The 18,779-nt window shown below is 34.2% G+C and carries 17 protein-coding genes; 9 read left to right on the forward strand and 8 right to left on the reverse strand.

What is annotated here, in order from left to right:
• Positions 1-121: 121 nt before the first annotated feature.
• Together ispB and J3U19_RS08155 are read left to right on the forward strand one after the other, a co-directional pair.
• Positions 122-1,108 carry an octaprenyl diphosphate synthase gene (gene ispB / locus J3U19_RS08150; protein WP_267341234.1) on the forward strand — a complete coding sequence of 329 codons (987 nt, stop codon included), beginning with the start codon at positions 122-124 and terminating at the stop codon, positions 1,106-1,108.
• Between the two features lie 120 nt (positions 1,109-1,228).
• Positions 1,229-2,101 carry an EamA family transporter gene (locus tag J3U19_RS08155; protein WP_267341235.1) on the forward strand — a complete coding sequence of 291 codons (873 nt, stop codon included), beginning with the start codon at positions 1,229-1,231 and terminating at the stop codon, positions 2,099-2,101.
• Positions 2,102-2,196: 95 nt separating this feature from the next.
• Here the strand turns inward: J3U19_RS08155 and ffh are convergent, their stop codons facing one another.
• Positions 2,197-3,564 (reverse strand): signal recognition particle protein, encoded by a 1,368-nt coding sequence (ffh, locus tag J3U19_RS08160; RefSeq protein WP_267341236.1) that lies wholly within the window; start codon positions 3,562-3,564, stop codon positions 2,197-2,199.
• Between the two features lie 188 nt (positions 3,565-3,752).
• Between ffh and J3U19_RS08165 the strand changes: the two genes are divergently transcribed.
• The 5 genes from J3U19_RS08165 (at position 3,753) to galU (ending at position 7,606) form a co-directional block, all read left to right on the forward strand.
• Positions 3,753-4,136: a Rid family detoxifying hydrolase gene (locus J3U19_RS08165; RefSeq protein WP_267341238.1), complete on the forward strand. Its 384-nt coding sequence runs from the start codon at positions 3,753-3,755 to the stop codon at positions 4,134-4,136.
• A gap of 264 nt (positions 4,137-4,400) precedes the next feature.
• Positions 4,401-5,594, forward strand: coding sequence for an aromatic amino acid transaminase (locus tag J3U19_RS08170; protein WP_267346004.1), 1,194 nt, complete (start codon positions 4,401-4,403; stop codon positions 5,592-5,594).
• Between the two features lie 25 nt (positions 5,595-5,619).
• Positions 5,620-5,769, forward strand: a complete 150-nt coding sequence (locus J3U19_RS08175; RefSeq protein WP_267341241.1) for an entericidin A/B family lipoprotein — start codon at positions 5,620-5,622, stop codon at positions 5,767-5,769.
• A gap of 116 nt (positions 5,770-5,885) precedes the next feature.
• Positions 5,886-6,308 carry a hypothetical protein gene (locus J3U19_RS08180; protein WP_267346005.1) on the forward strand — a complete coding sequence of 141 codons (423 nt, stop codon included), beginning with the start codon at positions 5,886-5,888 and terminating at the stop codon, positions 6,306-6,308.
• 383 nt (positions 6,309-6,691) lie between these two features.
• Positions 6,692-7,606: a UTP--glucose-1-phosphate uridylyltransferase GalU gene (gene galU / locus J3U19_RS08185; protein WP_267341243.1), complete on the forward strand. Its 915-nt coding sequence runs from the start codon at positions 6,692-6,694 to the stop codon at positions 7,604-7,606.
• A gap of 69 nt (positions 7,607-7,675) precedes the next feature.
• On the opposite strand, the gene J3U19_RS08190 is transcribed toward galU, so the two are convergent.
• From J3U19_RS08190 to orn, 5 genes are all read right to left on the reverse strand, one after another.
• Positions 7,676-9,097, reverse strand: a complete 1,422-nt coding sequence (locus J3U19_RS08190) for a cation:dicarboxylate symporter family transporter (protein ID WP_267346006.1) — start codon at positions 9,095-9,097, stop codon at positions 7,676-7,678.
• Positions 9,098-9,200: 103 nt separating this feature from the next.
• Positions 9,201-10,532: a CoA-disulfide reductase gene (locus J3U19_RS08195; RefSeq protein ID WP_267341246.1), complete on the reverse strand. Its 1,332-nt coding sequence runs from the start codon at positions 10,530-10,532 to the stop codon at positions 9,201-9,203.
• A 198-nt stretch (positions 10,533-10,730) separates the two neighbouring features.
• Positions 10,731-11,690 carry a ferrochelatase gene (gene hemH / locus J3U19_RS08200; protein WP_267346007.1) on the reverse strand — a complete coding sequence of 320 codons (960 nt, stop codon included), beginning with the start codon at positions 11,688-11,690 and terminating at the stop codon, positions 10,731-10,733.
• Between the two features lie 8 nt (positions 11,691-11,698).
• Entirely contained in the window at positions 11,699-12,970 is a 1,272-nt protein-coding gene (waaA, locus tag J3U19_RS08205) for a lipid IV(A) 3-deoxy-D-manno-octulosonic acid transferase (protein WP_267346008.1), read from the reverse strand.
• Positions 12,971-12,975: 5 nt separating this feature from the next.
• Entirely contained in the window at positions 12,976-13,539 is a 564-nt protein-coding gene (gene orn / locus J3U19_RS08210; protein WP_267346009.1) for an oligoribonuclease, read from the reverse strand.
• Positions 13,540-13,618: 79 nt separating this feature from the next.
• Between orn and rsgA the strand changes: the two genes are divergently transcribed.
• Positions 13,619-14,647 (forward strand): small ribosomal subunit biogenesis GTPase RsgA, encoded by a 1,029-nt coding sequence (rsgA, locus tag J3U19_RS08215; protein ID WP_267346010.1) that lies wholly within the window; start codon positions 13,619-13,621, stop codon positions 14,645-14,647.
• 124 nt (positions 14,648-14,771) lie between these two features.
• Here the strand turns inward: rsgA and J3U19_RS08220 are convergent, their stop codons facing one another.
• Together J3U19_RS08220 and dauA are read right to left on the reverse strand one after the other, a co-directional pair.
• Positions 14,772-15,314 (reverse strand): HdeD family acid-resistance protein, encoded by a 543-nt coding sequence (locus J3U19_RS08220; RefSeq protein WP_267341254.1) that lies wholly within the window; start codon positions 15,312-15,314, stop codon positions 14,772-14,774.
• Between the two features lie 191 nt (positions 15,315-15,505).
• The gene (dauA, locus tag J3U19_RS08225) at positions 15,506-17,179 is read right to left on the reverse strand and encodes a C4-dicarboxylic acid transporter DauA (RefSeq protein WP_267341255.1); all 1,674 of its coding nucleotides are present in this window, start codon (positions 17,177-17,179) and stop codon (positions 15,506-15,508) included.
• Between the two features lie 229 nt (positions 17,180-17,408).
• Between dauA and J3U19_RS08230 the strand changes: the two genes are divergently transcribed.
• Positions 17,409-18,770, forward strand: coding sequence for a histidine-type phosphatase (locus J3U19_RS08230; protein ID WP_267341257.1), 1,362 nt, complete (start codon positions 17,409-17,411; stop codon positions 18,768-18,770).
• The last annotated feature ends 9 nt before the right edge of the window (positions 18,771-18,779 follow it).

The following is an 18,779-nucleotide window of genomic DNA, read 5'->3' on the forward strand; positions in this document are numbered from 1 at the left end:
TTAAATGAAAATGCTTATCATTTGTAGTTTTTTTTAAAATATCATATACAACTCTTGTTGCATAAAAATATTTATCAGATAATAGTAAGATTAATATCTATTATTTCTAGCGGTTAGGCTGATGAATAATCCATCAATGAATCAAATACTTGATCTGGTAAAAGATGATTTAGTTAAAGTAAATCAAGCCATACAAGCTGAACTCAGTTCAGATGTGGCTTTGATTAACCAGTTGGGCAATTATATTATTAGCAGTGGGGGAAAGCGTATTCGTCCGGTTATTGCTTTATTAATTGCTAAAGCGCTTAATTATCAAGGTGACAAGCATATTATTACTGCTGCTTTTATTGAATTTATTCATACCGCTACCTTATTGCATGATGATGTGGTAGACGAATCTGATTTAAGACGTGGTAAATCGACTGCAAATGCTTTGTTTGGCAATGCTGCTAGCGTATTAGTGGGTGATTATATTTATACTCGTTCTTTTCAAATGATGGTTCGTACAGAATCGTTTAAGGTTTTGACGATCATGTCGGCAGCAACCAATGTTATTGCTGAAGGAGAAGTACAGCAATTAATTAATTGTAATGATCCTGATATTACTGAAGAACAATATTTAGAAGTTATTTATCGTAAAACAGCACGCCTATTTGAAGCAACTTCGCATTCTGCTGCGGTGTTAGCTGGTGCAAATGAACAACAGGAGTTTGCCCTACAAGAATATGGTAAATATTTAGGTACAGCCTTTCAAATTATTGATGACCTATTGGATTATAATGCTGATAATAATCAAAAATTAGGAAAAAATTTAGGAGATGACCTTAATGAAGGCAAGCCAACATTACCGCTCCTGCACGCTATGCATAACACTAAAAAATCTGAGGATGCCGCATTAATTCGTCGAGCTATAGAACAAGGTAATGGTCGGCATTTATTGGATCGCATTTTACACATTATGGATGAATGTGGTTCGTTTGATTTTACTTTTCAAACTGCTCAAACAGAAGCTCGTAAAGCATACGATGCTATTGCTATTTTGCCTGATTCACCTTATAAACAAGCTTTACAAGATTTAGCCTTATTATCAGTAAAAAGGGAAAATTAATTAATCGTTAATTTAGTAATTTCGGCGTCTATTTTATACTTAAACGTATCGTTTACCTTAAACTTTTGGCTTTAATTAAGTAGACAGTAAGTTCAGTATCTTAAAATAAGGTATTTATTTATGTTTAAAAGATCTTGGCCTGTTTTTTTGATTTTTGTTTCGATGATCTCCATTCAAGGTAGTGCATCAATTGCCAAATATCTTTTCCCCGTATTAGGACCTGAAGGTATGACCGCTTGGCGATTGTGTTTTTCGGCTATAATTTTAATCATTATTTTTAAACCATGGCGAAAATCAATACCTAAACAGGCATTAAAATTCATATTTTTATACGGTATTTCAATTGGTTGTATGAATTTGGCTTTTTATAGTGCTATCGCTAGGGTTCCTTTAGGTATTGCTGTTGCCATTGAATTGACCGGTCCAATAATGGTGGCGATGTGTTCATCGCGCCAACTGTTTGATTTTATTTGGCTAGGTATTGCTGTCATTGGTTTGGCTATGTTATTGCCTATTCATCAAGTATCAGGGAGTTTAGATCCGTTGGGTATTGTATTTGCTTTGTTGGCAGGCAGTTTTTGGGCATGCTATATTTTATTTGGTCGTAAAGCAGGCGCTATTTATGGATCTTCAAGTGTCGCTATTGGGTCGGTAATTGCTTCGTTCTTCTTATTTCCTATTGGTGTATGGCAAAGTGGTAGTGCTATGTTTTCGTTAGATTTACTACCTCTGGTCTTTATCGTTTCGTTATTAGCATCGGCTATTCCTTATGGATTAGATATGGTTGCTCTTCCAAAATTGCCAGCTAAAACGTTTAGTACTTTAATGAGTTTATCGCCTGTATTTGCTGCACTTTCAGGTTTAATTGTGTTGAATGAACAATTATCAGGGTATCAGTGGTTAGCCATCGCGTTTATTATTGTTTCATCGATAGGAACTGTATTAACGATGAATCGCCCGATAAAGATTAAATCGATTAAGTCCGGTCACTAAAAAAATTATCGCGCAGTTTTAAGCGCGATAATTTTGAGAGTCGTTATCTAACGTTCAGCTATGATAATTCAAAAAATAAGAAATCAAGCACAGATTTAACGAGGAGGGAATCCCATTCCGCCACCCATTAAACCTTTCATTTGGCGCATCATCTTCATCATGCCACCACCTTTCATTTTTTTCATCATTCTTTGCATATCGTCAAACTGTTTTAAGAGTTTATTCACATCTTGCACTTGGGTTCCTGATCCCATCGCAATTCGACGCTTGCGTGAACCTTTAATGATTTCTGGATTTGCGCGCTCTTTGAGTGTCATTGAGCCGATAATTGCTTCCATTTTGATAGTTATTTTATCATCCATTTGTGCTTTGATATGATCAGGCAGTTGACCAATACCAGGTAATTTTGCCAGCATTGCGCCCATACCACCCATATTGCGCATCTGTTTAAGCTGATCTTGAAAATCATTAAAATCGAATTTATCTCCTTTTTTTAATTTTTTGGCGATTTTTTCTGCTTTCTCACGATCGACATTACTCTGTAATTCCTCAATTAACGAAATCACATCACCCATACCTAAAATACGAGAAGCAATACGATCAGGATAGAATGGTTCTAAAGCATCAGTCTTCTCACCCATTCCTAAAAATTTAATTGATTTGCCAGTAATCTTGCGAATAGAAAGTGCAGCACCACCACGAGCATCACCATCAATTTTAGTTAAAATTATACCAGTAAGCGGTAATGCATCATTAAATGCTTTCGCAGTATTGGCCGCATCTTGACCCGTCATAGCATCTACAACAAATAGGGTTTCAATTGGGTTTATAGCTTGATGAAGAGCCTTGATTTCGTCCATCATGTCATTATCGATATGTAAACGACCTGCGGTATCGACAATAAGTACATCAAAAAATTGCAATTTAGCATGTGAAATGGCTTTATTTACAATATTAATTGGTTTTTCATTAATATCGGATGGAAAAAATTCTACATTAATGGCTTTAGCAAGTGTTTCTAACTGTTTAATTGCCGCTGGTCGATAAACATCGGCTGATACAACCAGTACTTTTTTCTTCTGTTTTTCCTTTAAGAATTTGGCCAGTTTGGCAACACTGGTGGTTTTACCTGCACCTTGTAAACCAGCCATTAAAATTACTGCTGGTGGCTGTGTTGCAAGGTTAAGTGAACTGTTGACTTCTCCCATTGCTGTGGTCAATTCAGCTTGAACAATTTTAATAAACTCTTGGCCTGGTGTTAGGCTTTTATTGACATCTAAACCTACAGCCTTTTCTTTAACTTGATTAATAAATTCACGAACAACAGGTAACGCAACATCGGCTTCAAGTAGAGCCATTCGTACATCACGCAGTGCTTCTTTAATATTATCTTCAGACAGTCGTCCTCGACCACTGATATTGCGAAATGTCTGCGATAAACGGTCGGTTAAATTCTCAAACATATTAACTCTCAATAAATAAAAAAATTTTGATTATCATATCAGAAAATTTTAAGAAGTCCCATGATCATCATTGTGTATTGACTTGACACTAAATTATCTTCCTGTTGAAATGAAAAAAATTAACAAAGGTAAATTACTTATTAAAAGTAATGAAAAAATAGAAGAAATACAAAAGGAGAAAATTGAAAATGGCGAAAGTGATTCAAACCGAAAACGCCCCAGCAGCAATCGGCCCTTATGTTCAGGCAGTCGATTTAGGCAATATGCTATTTGTGTCAGGACAAATTCCCATAATCCCTGAAAGTGGCGAAATGTCAACTTGCGTTAAAGAGCAAGCAAAGCAAAGTTTAGCTAATGTTAAAGCAATCATCACATCGGCCGGTTATCAAGTAAGTAATATAGTAAAAACAACCATTTTTTTAGCTGATATGAATGATTTCGCCGCTGTTAATGCGGTATATGAAGCATTTTTTATAGAAAATAATGCTGGATTCACCGCACGTTCTTGTGTACAAGTTGCTCGTATTCCTAAAGATGCAAAAGTTGAAATAGAAGTCGTTGCTGCTAAATAGTTTTGCTAGTTTGATTAGCACTAAAAAGTGCTAATCTTATCCAAAAAGTTTCAGGTAAAGTATACGTTTTAGTATAAAATTCAATGTAAATTAAATAATTTTATTCTCTATTATATCGTGGTTATTAAGATTAAAACTGATTAAAATTCATCGAAAAAATTGAATTGAATTATTTATAGTTAAACTTAGATTTAGTGATTGATTGCCAATTGAGTTGATGCAATAATCTACAGCTATTAGTTATTGTGTCAATTAGGTTGTAATATGTTTGAAAAAGTAGAGTCCTATGCTGGGGATCCAATTTTATCATTAGTCGCTGAATTTAATAATGATCATCGTGAAAGTAAAACTAATTTAAGTATTGGTTATTATTATGATGAAAATAGTGTAGTACCTCAATTAGAGTGTATCAAAAATGCTCGTGATTATATTTATCACAATCAAAAAGGTGCGCAACTCTATTTACCGATGAGCGGTTTATCCTCTTATTGCCAAGCAATTCAGTCATTACTATTTGGTGAAGAACATTCAGCCTATAAAGATAAACGTATTGCAACGATACAAACATTGGGTGGATCAGGCGCACTAAAAATAGGCGCTGATTTTTTATATCGTTACTTCCCTAATTCACAAGTTTGGGTTAGCGATCCAACATGGGAAAATCATATCGCTATTTTTAGTGGTGCTGGTTTTAAAGTAAATACCTATCCCTATTTTGATTCACAAACATGTGGAGTCAAATTCGATGCAATGCTTGAGACATTAGAACAATTGCCAGCTAGAAGCATTGTATTACTTCATCCTTGTTGTCATAATCCTACTGGGGCTGATTTAACACAGAGACAGTGGGATAAAATAATTGCAGTATTGAAAAATCGTGATCTCATTCCATTTATGGATATTGCTTATCAAGGATTTGGCGAAAGTATTGAAAGTGACAGTTACGCAATTAAAAAAGCTGCGGAAGTTGGTCTTTGTGGTTTTATAAGTAACTCGTTTTCGAAAACTTTTTCACTTTATGGTGAACGTGTTGGGGGTTTATCTGTGTTATGTGAAAATCATGAAGTAGCGAGTCATGTATTAGGGCAACTTCAGGCAACTGTCCGTCGAAACTATTCTAGCCCATCGGCTTACGGTGCCCAATTAGTCAGTTACGTGTTAAATGATCCCGATTTGAAAGCAAATTGGTTCAAGGAAGTCGAATCAATGCGAAATCGTATTGTGGCGATGCGTTCTACTTTAGTTAACTTGTTAAAAAAACAAGTTCCAGATAGAAATTTCGATTATTTAGTAAAACAGCGTGGGATGTTTAGTTATACTGGTTTTAGTAAACAACAAGTCACACAATTAAAAGATAATTTTGCTGTTTATTTGGTGGGCAGTGGAAGAATGTGTGTGGCGGGTCTAAATCACCATAATATTCATCGTGTGGCGGAAGCATTTGCTACATTAAAATAATCAAGTCACAAAAAGGAGAATATTTATGTTACGTAATATGTTAATGCTAGTCTTCGGTATTGCAATGACAACTCTCATTGTTGGATGTAATACAGTTAATGGTGTAGGTAAAGATGTCCAATCTGGTGGTAAGACTATATCAAAAACAGCAGAAAAAGTTAGTGATAAATTATAATAAAGACAATAAATAAAGTTATAAATTGTCAAAAGTAAAATGAGATATATTTTAGTAGTTATATTTTTTTACTTACTGGGTGCGGTTCGTTAAATTTTCGAACTGCACCTTTAACAATGAAAAACTGTCATTATTCAAGTATGATTAATACAGAATTTGTATTAAATCCTTTACCATCAAACATATCAAATTATCAGCATATTTATATTGCCCAAAGTCGACAAAGTAAACACTTACCAGCAAGTTATGCTGGCATGAAAGGTAAATTCACGGGAAATATTGAGATTCGTGATTATCCAAAACAAACATTTTGGCGAGCACAGTCCTTACTAGATAGAGTGACATTATATGATGATGGCTATGAAGATCTTTATATGAGTCCCACGCAAAAAGAAGCACGTGATCGCAAAGCGAAATTTGTAGTAAGGCAAGAGATTTTGCAAAACTGTCAGATTATTTATATTGCTATTGATTCTTTAGTTAAAGACAGGGATAATCTTACATTAATTGAATCTAACGATGTATCAATATGTAAATAGATGAAATATTTTATAAAAAAAACACTAATAGCAATATAGCTTGAATTGATAATTATAGTATCAAGCATATTAACAAAATTTATTTCACTTTCTTATTTAATTTTTGATAATTTAGCCCTAGAATTTCAATTATACAGTAAAGATTATTAATACTGCCTTTACGATGCTAGATTTCAATTTTTTCATCGTTTATTACAATTTGATATTGAATCAATGTAATATATGAAATTTTACAAAGGCAATTATTCATGCATGTTCTTTGATTCCCTATATGTTGAAGTCATAAAATCATTAAGGGTTGAAAATACATGTTGTTAATATGGCATAGAGATAACACACTGTTGCAATAGTGTATTATCTGCTAATTTTTTTAAGGAAATAACATGTCATTAAGTTTTGAATCAACTTTGAATGGAAACGTCAAGAAAGCCGTTATCCCCGTTGCCGGTCTTGGTACGCGAATGTTACCTGCTACTAAAGCCATTCCTAAGGAAATGTTACCAGTGGTTGATAAACCACTTATTCAGTATGTAGTAAAAGAGTGTATTGCAGCAGGCATTACTGAGATCATTTTTGTTACCCACTCATCAAAAAATTCCATTGAAAACCACTTTGATACCAGTTTTGAATTAGAAGCAATGTTAGAAGCGCGCGTTAAACGTCAGCTGTTACAAGAAGTACAAAGTATTTTACCTAAACATGTTACAATAACCAGCGTCCGTCAAGGTTTAGCCAAAGGGCTTGGTCATGCCGTATTATGTGCTTATCCTTTGGTTGGCGATGAACCTTTTGCGGTCGTGCTACCAGATGTAATTATTGATGAGTATGAAAGCGATCTAACAAAAGATAATTTAGCAGCAATGATTAATAACTATCATGAGACTAAGCATAGCCAAATTATGGTAGAGCCGGTACCGAAAGAATTAGTTTCTTCTTATGGTATTGTCGATTGTCATGGTCAAGAATTGTCTGCTGGGGATGTAAGACAAATGTATAGTGTCGTTGAAAAACCATCAGTGGAAGAAGCACCATCCAATCAATCAGTAGTTGGACGCTATGTTTTATCAGAAAAAATATGGCCTTTACTTGCGAAAACACCATTAGGTACGGGTGGTGAAATTCAGCTCACTGATGCGATTGCAATGTTACTTGAAGAAGATCCTGTAGATGCATATTGTATTAAAGGTCGAAGTCATGACTGTGGTAATAAATTGGGTTATGTACAAACCTTTGTACAATACGCAATGCGTCATAAAAGCTTAGGTAATGATGTTACTGCATGGTTAAAGACAATTTAAACATTAATTTTTTATCACAAAAAAGGACGCTTTAAGCGTCCTTTTCATTCTGTATATTCTTTACTTGTATTAAACATCCGACTGTTCATTTTCAAGAGTAATATTTGGATTATAGAACGTATTCATATCCATAAGTCCCACTTCGCGATCGGTAGCGACAGCGGCAGTCATTGACCCAGATACGTTGACTAGGGTTCGTGCCATATCAATGATTGGATCGACAGCCAAAACCATACCAATTAATGGGAAGTATTCAGCCATGCCCATACCAGATAAAACTACTGTTGCAGCAACTGTTGCTGTACCAGGTATCCCAGCAATGCCAATAGATCCAATCACAACTACAATTACTAGCATAATATAAAATTGAAAATTAGTATCTATACCTACCATATGCGCAACCATAACGGCAAGCAACGCTGGAAAGAAACCAGCACAGCCATTCATACCCATAGTGCTACCAAGTGATGAGACTAAATTTGCTGTACCGGTATTTACTCCCATACGTACTGTTAAAGTTGAGATAGTCATAGGTAATGTACCGACTGACGAGCGGCTGGTAAAGGCTAATAACCACGTTCCCATCGCTTTTTTAATATACATAAATGGTGATATGCCGTGAATCATAACAATTAAAACATGTACAATTAACATGATTAAAGTGGCCGTGTAGATAGCAGCAACAAAACCTGATACTTCAACAATTGCAGGTATACCATTGGAAATAATAGTTCTGGCAAGAAGAGCGATCACTGCATATGGCATATATTTAATGATAGTCATCGCAATTGACATCACAATTTTATAAAGTGCTTCAATAAAAGTTTTAAAAAGGATAATAGGTTGAGGACTTTTCTTTTCCATTCGATTGGCAGCAAGTCCCATAAGAGAAGAAAAGATAACTAATCCAACAATATTTTCTTTAACCATTGATGCAATGATATTACTTGGAATAAGGTTTACAAATGTATCAATAATATTAGTGTACTGTTTAGCTTGAGCTTGGTGAATAGTTGTAGAGCTGATCTTTCCTAATTCAAACAAATTAGCCAAAACAATACCGACTATACAAGCAATCGCAGTGGTAAATAGTAACCAGAATATCCCTCTAAATGCGATTTGTGGGAGATTTTTTTTACCCGAAAAATCGATAATAACTTTTACAATTGAGACAAATATCAAGGGAATGACTAACATACGAATAAAGGCAATAAAAGCACGCCCAAAAAGACCATACCATGTGGCCGTCTCTTGCATCCAAAGAGTTGATCTATCTGGAAATCCTGCTGCACTTTGTATACCTAAACCTAGCACGGCACCCAGTATTAATCCAACTAACATTCGAATAGAAAAATTAACTTTTCTGTCCTGTAGTGGTTTCATCACCCCTAGAAAACAAACTAGTAGTAGTCCAATACCAATTAAAGTTTGATAGTGTGTAATTGATAGGAACTTTTCAAAAAAAGTTCCTTGAAAAATGGGATCTGACATAATTGCCTCTTTATTGTGATAATTTAATCATCGAATAAAATCATATTAATAATCTTAGTTAATTTTGATGAACTGATTTTTGTATCAAGTAAGATAATTTGTATTATTTAGCTATTGAACCTGCAATATTTAAAATGTCCCAGGGTCTTGAAAATGGAGGCGCATACAGAAAGTCCATCATTGCTAATTCATCAATTTTCATCTCTGCCCATATGGCAGTAGCTAACGTATTCACTCGTAAAACAGCACCACTACCACCCACGATTTGCCCGCCTAAAATGATACGGCTATCAGCGTGATAAATGATTTTGGCCGTTATCTCAGTTTGTCCGGCAACATAATTACTGTGATTTTTATCCCTAACTACAACGGTTTTATATGCAATACCCGCTTTTTGGACTTCTTTTTCAGTTAAGCCAGTTCGTCCAGCTTCAATATCAAACGCCTTAAATGCTGATGTACCGATGGTTCCAGGAAATTCACTCTGTCCTCCTCCTAAATTCTCGCCCACTACTTTCCCCAGTTTATTTGCACCTGTAGCAAGAGGAATGTAAACTAAAGCTTTGCTGACTTTATGATGTAATGCTGCACAGTCACCCGCTGCATAAATATCAGAAAGGTTGGTTTGTCCATAGCTATCAGTAATGATAGCGCCATTTGCTAACGTATTAAGACCAATATTTTGATAAATTTCACTGTTTGGTTTCACACCAGTTGCAATAATAACAATATCAGCAAGATACGTATTTTTATTGGTAATTACGTGTGTGACGTGCTCTTCTCCAATAAAGCCCTGTACTTGTTCTTGTAGATGCAAATCACAATGTTGTTTGATGTTCTTTGCAATAATGTCGGTAATTTGTTCATCGAATGCATCGATCAGGACTCTATCATCTAACTGAATTAGTTTAACTTGCTTATTCAAAGCTACACATGATTCGGCAATTTCAAGCCCTATAAAGCCTGCACCTACTACAATAACATGTTTTACTTTAGGATCGGATAATGTTTGTTTAATTGCTAAACCATCATCAAGATCTCGTAAAGTAAAAATATTTTTCAATTGATGATTTGTAAAATTTGGAATAATAGGACTTGCACCAACAGCAATTAATAATTTGTCATAATTATCATCAAAGCACTCATTTGTATTGATATTTTTAATTGTTAATTTTTTTTGTATGTTATCAATAGCGACGACTTGGTGAAATGTTTTTATTTCAATGCCATCTTGTTGGAATTGTTGTGGTGTACGGGATATCATTTCATTAGCATCAGTGAAATGCTCACCAATAAAATAGGGTAAACCACAAGCCCCAAACGATACGATGTCAGTTTTTTCATAAATACGAATGGTAGCATTGGGGTTCATTCTTTTGGCTTTAGCTGCAGCACTCGCTCCAGCAGCTTGAGCGCCAATGATGATTATTTTCATCTAATTTTCTCCTTAGGGCTCAGATTCTCAATATTGACAATCCTATCATAGGTTATAAAATGTATACGCTGTAGATAGTGACTCAATATTAATCAGTTGCACAATTGAAAACAAAGTATTAAAGGTTTAAAGCAATAATTAATTTCTTTTTAGCCCCATTTTTTATTTTTGTCAAAAAGTTTTAGATTAACTATACGTTTAAGTATAGTTTATAAGATCTTTAATTAAATTAATTTGTAAATTAGAATCATTTAATGCTGGAATATAATGAAATTTTTCACCACCAGCATGTAAAAATAGTTCTCGATTTTCTTCATTAATTTCGTAAATAGTTTCAATACAATCTACAGAAAATCCAGGACAAATAACATGTACATATTTAACGCCGTTATGCGCTAGTTTTTCCAGCGAATCGCTGGTATTTGGTGTAACCCATTTTCCTTTGCCAAATTTAGATTGATAAGCCATTTCAATGGGAAGATTAATGCCATGAGCTTTACATTTTTCAATTAACAATAATGTGGTTATTTGGCAACGCTCTATGTAATCATCTTTGCGTTTGTGGATATAACGTTCGGGAATTCCATGATAAGACAGTACTAATACATCAGGCTTCCCTTGCTCTTCAAACGCTTGTTTAATCTGTAAATATAGAGCATTAATATAACTGGGATGATCAGCATAATCACGGATGTAATGAATATTATTGGGTATTGATTGAGAGGATTCAATTGTTTTTATTTTATCCAGTACAGATAATGTTGTCGTAGTCGAATATTGAGGAAATAATGGTAATACTGTTATTTTGTTACATGATTGTAATTTATTTAATGCAAATTGAAGATTCGGCTCGCCATAGGTCATGGCTAATTGGCAATGAATATTAGATAAAGCCTGTTGTAACTTCTCGCACAGTTGTTGACTGTAATGCATCAATGGTGATAAATCATCTATCCAAATTTTTTTATAATGATTAATAATACAAGGCACCCGTTTAGGTAATACTCGATATTTTAAAATTGGATACCAAAAGAAAGCAGGCAAATCCACTACGTGCCTATCAAGTAAAAATTCAATTAAGTATTGTTTTATTGCATCAGGCGTGGCTGTGTTAGGTGTCCCAATATTAACCAGTAATAACCCTTGTGTTTTATTCATAAGTAACCTTATTTTGAACAAAGATAACCGTTTATAGTACTAACAAGCCTATCTAGTGCACCTTGATTTTTCTTTAATACTTGATAGGCATTTTCACCAATTTGTTGGCTTTCTGTTTTATTATTCAATAGATTGTTTACAACTAAGTATAAAGATTCAGCTGTGCTGTCACAAATAATCATTCCTTTTGCAGCAATTAATTGCTCGCAAATAAGTTTAAAATTGAAAAAATATTTACCACTAATAACTGGAATATGATGCAAGGCTGGTTCTAAAGGGTTATGTCCTCCATGATCGACCAAGCTACCGCCAACAAAAGCAATATCTGCCATGCTATAAAGTTCTAATAGTTCACCCATGGTGTCACCCAAAACCACTTGAGTTTGAACTGTTGGTATTTGGTTTAAACTACGAGTTATATAGTTAAATTGGCTATTTTTAATTAGTTTTTCAATTATTTTAAAACGTTCAGGATGGCGGGGTACTAAGATTAATAATAAATCTGGATTATACAGCAATAATTGTTTAAATGCCTTTAGGATGATCTCATCTTCGCCATCATGAGTACTAGCTGCAATAAAAACGGGACGATTTAATTGCCATTTTTGTTTTAATTCAGCAATTTTTTGTTGTTGCTCAGTCGTTAAATTAATGTCAAACTTGATACTGCCAGTTACGGTTAGATGATCGCTGGGTAGGCCTAGTGATAGAAAGCGTTCACCATCTTGCTTATTTTGTACCGCAACCATGCTAATTTTAGCTAATAAATGTTTAATGCTTGTGCCTAGTTTACTGTAACGGTTAGCTGAGCGTTCGGATAAGCGAGCATTAGCAATAATTAAAGGGATAGCGTACTTATGGCATTGGCTAATAAAATTAGGCCAAAGTTCGGTTTCCATAATAATAACTAACTTAGGTTGGATTCTTTGCAAAAAACGCCTAATAGCGCACGGCAAATCATATGGTAAATACACATGGCTTACACTGTCTTTTAGTAATGATTTAACTCGCTCAGATCCCGTTGGTGTCATTGTTGTGACGGTAATGGGTAAATCAGGATATTGTCGTTGTAAAGCTTTAATAAGCGGAACGGCTGCAATGGTTTCACCGACAGATACTGCATGAACTAAAATGCCATTTTCCTTCACTTTATTTTTGCAAAAACCATACCTCTCAAGCAAACGTTTACGATATGCTGGTGTTTTGTAACTACGCCAAAGTAATCTTATCCATACCAATGGCTGAATAAGATAGAGTAAAATGGTATAAATCCGTTGCATATCCATCAGTCCTTAAGGTTAAAAAAATGTTGGCGATAATAAATAAGCTCTGCAATAGAATCACGAATATCATCAAGTGCTTGATGAGTACTTCGTTTTGTGAATCCTTTTAAAATTTCAGGTTTCCATCGTTTCGCTAATTCTTTTATGGTACTAACATCTAAATAGCGATAATGAAAATAACTCTCTAAATTAGGCATATAATTAAATAGAAAACGGCGGTCTTGCCCAATAGTGTTTCCGCAAATTGGTGAGCTATTTATAGGTACCCACTGTTTTAAAAATTGGATGGTTTGTTGTTCGGCTTGTTGTTCATTAACGTTACTTTGGCGTACTCGTTCAATTAAACCTGACTTGCCGTGGGTATTTTTGTTCCAATCATCCATTAAGGCTAATCGTTCGTCGGATTGATGAACGGCAATAACGGGACCTTCAGCTAAAATGTTTAAATTAGAATCAGTTACGATAGTTGCAATTTCAATAATACGATCGGTTTCTGGGTTTAGACCAGTCATTTCAAGATCGATCCAAATGAGATTGCTACTGTTAATTTGTAATTGTGTGGTCATAATTTGTTATAGAAATTTTCTTTTTGATGCCGAGTAGTGTAGCATAACTGTCAAACTGTTTTAGCAAAAATTAGTGACTGTGGCAAAAAATCAACTATCCAAAAATCAAAAAAGACGTGTTGAGGCTAAACACCGACAACGATTAGAAACCAAACAAGATGAAAGTCTGTTAAATTTTTCATCACCACGTGATGGTGTGGTGATAAGTCGTTTTGGGAAGACAGCTGATGTTGAAGATAACTCACGACACATTTATCGCTGTAGTATTCGGCGTACTTTACCATCATTAGTGACAGGTGATAAAGTCGTGTGGCGTGAAAGTTTGGAGCCTAATACCAATGGTATTATTGAGGCGGTTCATGTAAGGCATTCTGAGTTAGTTCGCCCTGATTTTTATGATGGAGTTAAACCTGTTGCTGCTAACGTCGATCAAATAATAATTATTTCAGCTGTTTTACCTGAATTATCACTTAATATTATTGATCGTTATTTGGTGGCTTGCGAAGCAACCGATATTGAGCCAATCATTGTTTTAAATAAAACCGATTTACTGAGTGATCAACAACGAGCAAAAGTTGAAGAACAATTAACTATTTACAAAAATATTGGTTATCAAGTTTTATATGTTTCTTGTCACAATCACCATGGTATTGCTGCGTTACAAGCTCTTTTACAGAATAAAATATCCATTTTAGTTGGGCAATCAGGTGTGGGAAAATCAAGTATTATTAATTTATTATTACCGCATCAATCACAATCAGCTATTACTGGAGATATTTCCGAATTATCCGGATTGGGGCAGCACACTACTACTTCAACTCGACTTTATCATCTACCAAACGGAGGTGATATTATTGATTCGCCAGGTATTCGTGAGTTTGGTTTATGGCATCTGGAGCCAGAACAGGTAATTAGTGGCTTTAGAGAGTTCGATGACTATTTAGGGGGATGTCAGTTTCGAGATTGTAATCATCTCGATACACCAGGTTGCTTATTACAACAAGCTGTGAAAGATAGCAAAATTGCACCATCAAGGTTAGATAACTATCATCGAATTTTACAAACCATGAAAGAAGTAAAAGCTAGAACAAATAAAAGTTATAAATAAAAGTTTTTAAATTTTAATATTGTTAATTTTAATTATTTAATTGATGCGATTTCGTTATTACAATAGATAAGGGTAGCTTAAATTGGATCAATAGCAATTTAAGCAACCCTTTAGTATTAAACTATCAGTTTTTTATTGCAAAACCAATAGCTACATATGCAAAACCTTGGAATATAAGGTCTATACCTAAAAACATTCCTAATACCCAAAGACTATCATATGGCCAGCCAGTAATAATCATCAAACCTAAAATTAGGGTAATAATACCAGAAGTGAGTACCCATCCCCAACGTGGTAAATTTCGATTACTAAAAGAAGCAAAAATTTGCGTAAAGCCACTCATAATCAGCAAGATGGAGATCACTAAAGTTAAAGCTGATGAAACCGCAATCGGTCGAAAAAAAGATATTAAGCCAACAATAATGTATAAAATACCTATTATTGTCCATAATGCCGTTTGACCAAAACCTTTGAGGTTAAATGAATTTATTGTTTGTGCAATTCCTGCTATTAAAATTAATGCACCAATAAAATAGACAGAAAAAACAGTTGCAATTAATTGATAACCTAAGGCTAAACACCCTAATACAATTAAAATAATGCCTACTACAATTAACCAATTGGATTTTTGTTTTATATATTGAACGTTATTTTCATCACATATCATATTATTTTCCTACTTTTATATTTAAGTTTACATTTAAATAAAACATCTTTCTGATCGTAGAATTGCTAATCATAGTTAGCAATAGAAAAGAAAGATCGCGGAGGTAATGATTACTACTGATCTGTAGTATTTTTAGATGTACCACAGATCTTACTACTTACTTATTAAATAACATAAAAACTACGATGAAACTACTCTTTATCCTTCAATGCTTCATCTAATGTTGAGAAGAACATTAGTTTATTGGGGATAGGTACAATTTTTGCGCGAGCTAATGTTTTTAATGGCTGAAATTGCAACTCACATATTGATAAATCAACGTGTTCTGGCAATTCATCAATAAAATGTATTAAGGCATTAAGTCCGCCAGCGTCAAGAATTGGTACGGCATCCCATTGTAATATAATATGCTCATAACCGTTAATTTTTTTATAAAGCTCAGCAAAAGTTTTTTCTGCAGCAGCAAAAAACAGTGGTCCATTAACACGTAAAATTAAAGTTTTATTATCACTCCGATTTAGTTCAACTAAACGAGTCATTCTAGCAATACGACGCATAAATAATATGGAAGCCAGTACTATTCCAAGTGTAATTGCAATAACCATATCAAACAATACGGTCAGTGTCATACAGATAAACATAATTAAAATATCATCTTTAGGTGCACATTTGATGATATATATTACCCGCTGCACAGCACTCATATTCCATGCTACTATTAATAACAGAGCAGCCATTGCTGATAGTGGAATATAAGATAAAAGTGGTGCAAAGCAAATAAGAGCAAGTAATACTACCAATGAATGTAAGACTGCTGCGATAGGTGATGTAGCACCAGCCTTAACATTCGCAGCTGAACGTGCGATAGCAGCAGTAGCCGAAATACCACCAAAAAATGGAGCAATAATATTGCCTAAACCTTGACCTATCAGTTCGCTGTTTGAGTGATGTTTAGTGTGGGTCATTTCATCTAATACTACAGCGCAAAGCAGTGATTCAATGGCACATAACATTGCCATAGTAAGTGAAATCGGAAGTAAAGCTGAAAGTGTCGTCCAATCCCAATTAAATTCAGCATTTTCCCATGGTAAAACAAATTCAGGTAGTACTGAAGGAATACCACGACCGGTAGTATTATCAGCAAGTGTGTAGGTGAATCTTGAGCCTATGGTTTCAATTTGAAAGCCGAATTGATTTAAAATAAACATGATAATAATACCTGCAACCAAAGCTGGTAGATGACCGGATATTTTTACTCGAAATTTTGGCCATACAATTAAAATAATCAGTGTTACCATTCCGACAATTGTATCTGCAATATTAATGGATGGTAAAGTCTTAGCTAATTCAATAACTTTACTTATATAACTTTCAGGCATATGTTCAAGAGTTAAACCAAAGAAATCTTTAATTTGCATGGTGGCGATGGTAATAGCAATGCCTGAGGTAAAACCTAATACGACAGGTAATGGAATATATTCAATTAATCGTCCTAATCGAATCATGCCCATTAATATTAGAAAAACACCTGATAATAATGTTGCAATTAATAATCCGGATATACCATATTGTAATGATACTGGATATAAAATAACTACAAATGCGGCTGTAGGTCCGGATACACTAAAACGTGATCCTCCCGTTAGAGCAATAACAAGACCAGCTATAATTGCGGTATAAAGCCCATGTTGTGGCGGAACTCCACTGGCAATTGCAAGAGCCATTGCTAGTGGTATAGCAATAATACCAACGGTTATCCCTGCAATTAAGTCTTTAAAAAAACGAGTTGTATTATAAGGGGTACTTATACATGCTGAAATAAATGCACAGCTAATTTTGGTGCCAGAAAGGCCATATAATTTCATTATTTTTAATTAATAAAATGGAAGTTATTTTGAGTGCCTAATAAGATAATCTTTTTTACAAAAAATAAAAGAGTGTTATAAAAATAATCATCTTTTATCGTAAAATTTTACTATTAATCAAGTTTAGTGGGTCTGCTGTGTTAATATATGAAACGGATATTGTTATTTAAGGCATTTATTGACCGTTTTTTATCTTAATCCTGATTAGTATCTAAATGGAGATACAAATATGATTATACTGGGTTCTCGTAAGCTATTAACAGTTTTTTTATTTACCTTTACTTCATTAAGTTTTGCTCAACCCTATGTGATCGCTGGTTCCAAAACAGCTTATCCATACGATCCTAAACAAATTCTTACTTCTGCTCCCACAGGCTATCAAGCTTTTTATATTGATCATATTGGACGCCATGGTTCTCGCTATATCAGTAAGTCAAAGCATGAGGATCTTGCTTATCACATTTTATCATTGGCTGATAGTCAGCACCAATTGACCAATTCAGGAAAAGATCTACTAAGTCAACTCATTATCATTAAGCAATTAAATCAGAACCACTATGGTCAGCTCACTAATCTGGGTCGCACAGACATTAGTTTGATCAGTAGACGGATGTTGGAAAATAATCCATCGGTATTTAAAGGACAAAAAATTGAAGTTATTTCAACTAGCTCTCCTAGAGCAAAAGAGACAGCAGAAATTTTTATTAAATCTTTTAAAGTTAAATATCCCAATATTCATGTTGTTCAACAACCAGATAATGAACAAACATTATTACGCTTTTTTGAGTATTCTCCCGCTTATAGTGAATATAAAAAAAGTCAGACCGTTAAAAATGCTGTGAAATCGATTGAGTATGCTTCTCGAACCGAACAGATGAGTAAACAAGTTGCCAAAGGCATTTTTAAGAAATCTTTTTTAAATAAATTAAAAAAAGGGTTAGAGGTATCTGAGGATGCATCAGTAAAAACATCAGATTTTGTTATTGCAATATACCAATTGTATCAAGAATTACAGGCTTTTTCGCCACAAGTTTTAACGGATAATCATCTTGAATTAGACCGTTATTTTTCATCAGAACAAAAGGAATGGTATAACACGGTTGTTACTGCAAAAAATTATTTGCAGATAGGCCCTGCCTTTAATAATACAGGTATTCAAATTAAAATTGCTGCACCATTATTATGGGATATGATTCATTCTGCCGATAAGGCAATAAAAGATAATAATGTGGATGCTAATTTGCGCTTTGCACATGCTGAAACGATTTCGCCATTAGCCACTTTACTTGAAATTGAAGGTTCTGCTAATGTTACTAAAACACTATTTGATTATCCTACTGTATGGAAAGCAGATAAAATTATTCCTATGGGAGCAAACATTCAATGGCTTTTTTATAAAAGCAAGCAAACCCATCAACCTATTTTGATTAAAGTATTGCTAAATGAACGAGAAGTACATTTACCTGTAAAATCAGATATCTATCCTTATTACCTATGGAGTGATGTAAAACAATTTTATGTTAACAAACTGAATAAATTAGGTTTGGTTGAAAATCATTCAGAAATAGAAATGTTAAAAAACCTTCAATAAATAAACAAC

Source organism: Gilliamella sp. B2828 (genome assembly GCF_026537125.1).
Classification (GTDB): Bacteria; Pseudomonadota; Gammaproteobacteria; order Enterobacterales; family Orbaceae; genus Gilliamella.